Raw genomic sequence first — 4009 nt, forward strand, 5'->3', positions numbered from 1 at the left:
GGAGCGGTGAGGGCCAAACCACGACCGGAGGGTGCGTCATAGAACACCCTAACCCCAAAAGCTGAATCTTGTCCCCCATATGGGGGACAAATTCTGAAAAACGTGGGATGATGAGCCGATAGCGGCCCCCTCGAATAGTCCATTGGGGACTGAACTACTCGAGAGGGCCCAATCGCATGCGCGGATCGTCTGGCTCTGGGGAAGCCAGGAGCCGTCATCTGGGGACGACGGCGACGATCAATCCCCGTGCGCATGCACCTTCACATTAGGGGAGGATGAACGACCTCGTCCAGGGAGATCCGGGACGAGGTCAACGAAGGTCCGGGGAGATTGATCCCGCGTGGATCGCAGGTTTCGGGAAGAGATGGGATGCACAGCACGGAGGCGACTCCGGCATCTCGTCCCTCCCGAAACCGCGGGATCTCAATGCCGCTGCGGACGGACGCCCTTCGCTCACCGTCGCCATCGCGGCGTCCCTAACGGTCGTCGTCGCGCGCGTCAACCCCGTCGCCGAATATCCGTGCCGATGTGAGAGTCGTTCCTACGGATCACCTGATCCCCGACGAAAGGAATGGATCAATGGGTATTGGAGACAAGGCGAAGCACGCAGCTGAAGACGTCGCTGGTCACTTCAAGGAAGGCGTCGGCAAGGCCACGGACAACGAGAAGCTCGAGGCCGAGGGCAAAGCCGAACAGGCCAAGGCCGATCTGAAGAAGGCCGGCGACAAGGCGAAGGACGCCTTCGAGAACTGAGGCGGACCTTCTCTCCCTGCGTCCGGAACACTGACATGACGCGTTTCGGTGTCGAGGAGGAGTTCGCCCTCCTCGACGAGGAGACGTTCGTTCCCGTGCCACTGGGCGGCGCCGCGATCGATGCGCTGTCCGGTGGCACGGGCGCGTACAGGGCCGGCACCGTGAAGAAGGAGTTCCTGACCTCGCAGGTTGAGTTCGCCACCTCTCCCGTGCACACCCTCGCTGAGGCCGAGACGCAGCTGCAGCCGTGCCGCCGATCGCTCTCGGAGTTCGCCCGCCAGCACGGAGCGGTGGCGATCGGCATGGGCACGGCGTTCGGGATCGCACCGGCGGGAACCGTCACGCGCTCCGAGCGGTACGGCCAGATCGCGCACTGGCTCGGCCGCATCAGCGACACGCACCACGTCAACGGCCTGCACGTCCACGTCGAGATCCCGGATGAAGAGGCGAGGGTCCGTGCGATGAACGCGGTTCGCCCGTGGTTGCCCGTGCTTCTCGCACTGTCGGCGAACTCCCCCTTCGCGGATGCCTGCGACACGGGCCACGACAGCTGGCGGAGCATCGTCATGCGTCGCCTCCCGCTCTTCGGCGCACCTCCGCACTTCGCCGACGCTGACGACTATCACTCGACCGTGGATCGACTGATCGATGCGCACGTCATCCCCGATGCGGCATCAGTGGCCTGGGTGGCCCGTGTGTCCGCCCGCTATCCGACCCTCGAGATCAGGGTCTTCGACGCCCAACTCTGCACGGCCGACACCCTGCTGCTCGCCGCGCTGTGCAGGGCTCTGGCCCTCACGCAACCGGTCGACGGTCCCGTCCACGACGCGGAAGCGATCCAGACCTCTCTGTGGTCGGCGGCGCGGTGGGGGATGGAGGCGACGCTCGTGCACCCCGTCTCGGCCGAGCCCGTCACGGCGAGAGCGGCGACCGATCTCCTGCTGCAGACGATCGCACCGGCACTCGAGCAGGCCGGCGACCTGGAGTACGTGCAGGAACACCTCTCACGTGTGCTCCGCGAGGGAAACGGTGCACAGCGTCAACGCGCCGCGCATCACGCCGCCGGCATCGCCGGACTGCGCGCGCTCGTCAGCGCTCCGCAGCCTGCGGCGGCATGAGGCCGGCCGACGTCCGCCGAGGCCACCAGATGCGATCGCCGAGCACCCCGAACAGTGCGGGAATGATCACGGTGCGCACGATCAGGGTGTCGACGATCACACCGACTCCGACGATCAGCCCCAGCTGACCCAGGGTGACCAGGGGCAGCACCCCGAGTGCGGCGAAGACGGCCGCGAGCACGATCCCGGCGCTGGTGATGACCGCGCCGGTGTGCGACACGGCACGTGCCATTGCGTCACGGGTGCCGTGCTCGTCGGCCCCCGCGCGAGTGCGGTGCACGAGGAAGATCGTGTAGTCGATGCCGAGAGCGACGAGGAACAGGAACGCCAGCAGCGGCACCTGCAGATCCAGCGCAGGCTGATCGAACAGCGCTCGGCTCAACCAGGATCCGGCCCCGATCGCCGCGGCCGCGCTGGCGACGTTGACGAGCAGCAGCACGATCGGCGCCACCAGTGATCGCAGCAGCACGAGCAGCACGATGAAGCTGACGGCGAGGACGAGCGGCGCGATGAGCAGCAGATCCTGCTGGTTCCCGGCTCTGGCATCCAGATCGGTCGCGACCGCTCCGCCGACCAGCGCATCCGCATCCGCATCCGGCACATCGTGCACGATGCTCCTCAGTTCGGTGACGAGGTCGAGGCTCTCGGGCGTCCCCGGCGCGTACTCGCCCGTCACCATGATCTTCGTGAGAGCACCGTCGGTCGTCTCGCCGATCGGATGCGCGCGCACCACGCCGTCGACGTCGTCGACGCCGTCGAGCACGCTGTCGGCTGCGGGCGAGTTCGCCACGATGAAGATCGGCTGCGACTCACCGGGAGGGAAGTGGTCGCCGAGCACCTCGAGTCCGGCCGCGGACTCGGACGGCACGCGGAACTTCTCCACCTGATCCAGTCCCACCGTCGTGCCCACGAGGCCGGCACTCATCACAGCCAGCACGAGCACTCCGCCGCCGAGGCTCAGCCACGGACGACGCATGACGCGGGTGGCGATGCCCTTCCACACCGCGGCGTGCTCGGTTCTCGCGCCCGGCTTCGGGACGAACGGCCAGAACACCCGGCGCCCGCACACCGCCAGCAGGGGAGGAAGCGCGAACAGCACCGCGCCGAGCGCGATCAGCAGACCGACGGCGGAGGAGATGCCGAGACCCCGCGTGCCGGGGATCACGGCGAGCGCGAGCGTGAGCAGGGCGAGGACCACGGTGATGTTCGAGGCGACGATCGCCGGAACGGTCTTGCGCCAGGCGGTGCTCAGCGCGCGGCGGTGATCCACGTCGACGAGCAGCTCCTCGCGGTAGCGGGAGATGAGCAGCAGCGCGTAGTTCGTGCCGGCACCGAAGACCAGCACGCTGATGATCCCCGCGTCGAACTGCAGGTCGAGCCAGGTCCCGACGGCGCCGGTCACCTTGCCGGCGAGCTGGTCGGCGAACGCGACGACCACGAGCGGGAGCAGCCAGAGTATCGGCGAGCGGTAGGTGATGATCAGCAGCACCGCGACGATGAGGATCGTGACGAGCAGCAGCGTGAAGTCGGCGCCGTCGAACGCGCTCGTGACGTCCGCGCCGAATGCCGGGCCGCCGGTGACCTGGAGCGCGAGGCCGGGAGGAGCGTCGGCTGCCACCGCGCCGCGCAGGTCCTTGATGATGTCAGCAGTCTCGGCGTTGTCGGCTCCGACCGTGATCGGGGCGACGATCACGGCGGCCTTCCCGTCGTCGCTCGCGTTCGGTCCGGACGACTCGAGGCCGGTGTGGGCGTCGAGAACGGGCACGATCGCGTGCAGCGCCGTGAGGTCTGCGGGGGAGAGGGCGGCGGCATCCGCTCGTGAGGCGACCACGAGCACCGACTGCTGGTCCGCGTTCGGGAACTCCTCCAGCATCGCGCTCACCCGAGACGATTCCGCGTCCGGCGGCGCGGTGTCGTTGCCGGTCGGGCCGTCGATCCTGCTGAACAGGCCGAACAGTGCCACGAATACGAGGAGCACGATGCCGAGCGAGACCCAGGCACCCCGCCGGGACGTGAGCCGGTCGGGGAACCGCGTGCGAGAAGCTGTCATGCTTCCAGCCCATCAACCGTGTCGCCGTCCGACATCGCTCGAAAGGTTGATCATGCGCACTGGACGCGGCGCCGGTCATAGCGCCGCG

The 4009-nt window shown here is 67.9% G+C and carries 3 protein-coding genes; 2 read left to right on the plus strand and 1 reads right to left on the minus strand.

What is annotated here, in order from left to right; translation table 11 throughout:
- Positions 1 to 579 precede the first annotated feature (579 nt).
- Together ACNPNP_RS16435 and ACNPNP_RS16440 are read left to right on the plus strand one after the other, a co-directional pair.
- Complete coding sequence (locus tag ACNPNP_RS16435) at positions 580 to 753, plus strand: CsbD family protein (protein ID WP_448967100.1); 174 nt, start codon at positions 580 to 582, stop codon at positions 751 to 753.
- A gap of 35 nt (positions 754 to 788) precedes the next feature.
- Complete coding sequence (locus tag ACNPNP_RS16440; protein ID WP_448967101.1) at positions 789 to 1871, plus strand: carboxylate-amine ligase; 1083 nt, start codon at positions 789 to 791, stop codon at positions 1869 to 1871.
- Here ACNPNP_RS16440 and ACNPNP_RS16445 read toward each other — a convergent pair.
- Positions 1843 to 3921, minus strand: coding sequence for an MMPL family transporter (locus ACNPNP_RS16445; RefSeq protein WP_448967102.1), 2079 nt, complete (start codon positions 3919 to 3921; stop codon positions 1843 to 1845). The two genes, ACNPNP_RS16440 and ACNPNP_RS16445, sit on opposite strands and share 29 nt — an antisense overlap.
- Between the last annotated feature and the right edge of the window lie 88 nt (positions 3922 to 4009).

Source organism: Microbacterium xerophyticum (assembly GCF_053543555.1).

Excerpts from the sequence above, each read along its gene's own strand:
- ACNPNP_RS16440 (WP_448967101.1), top strand. The coding sequence starts at position 789 with ATGACGCGTTTCGGTGTCGAGGAGGAGTTCGCCCTCCTCGACGAGGAG.
- ACNPNP_RS16445 (WP_448967102.1), bottom strand. The coding sequence starts at position 3,921 with ATGACAGCTTCTCGCACGCGGTTCCCCGACCGGCTCACGTCCCGGCGG.
- ACNPNP_RS16435 (WP_448967100.1), top strand. The coding sequence starts at position 580 with ATGGGTATTGGAGACAAGGCGAAGCACGCAGCTGAAGACGTCGCTGGT.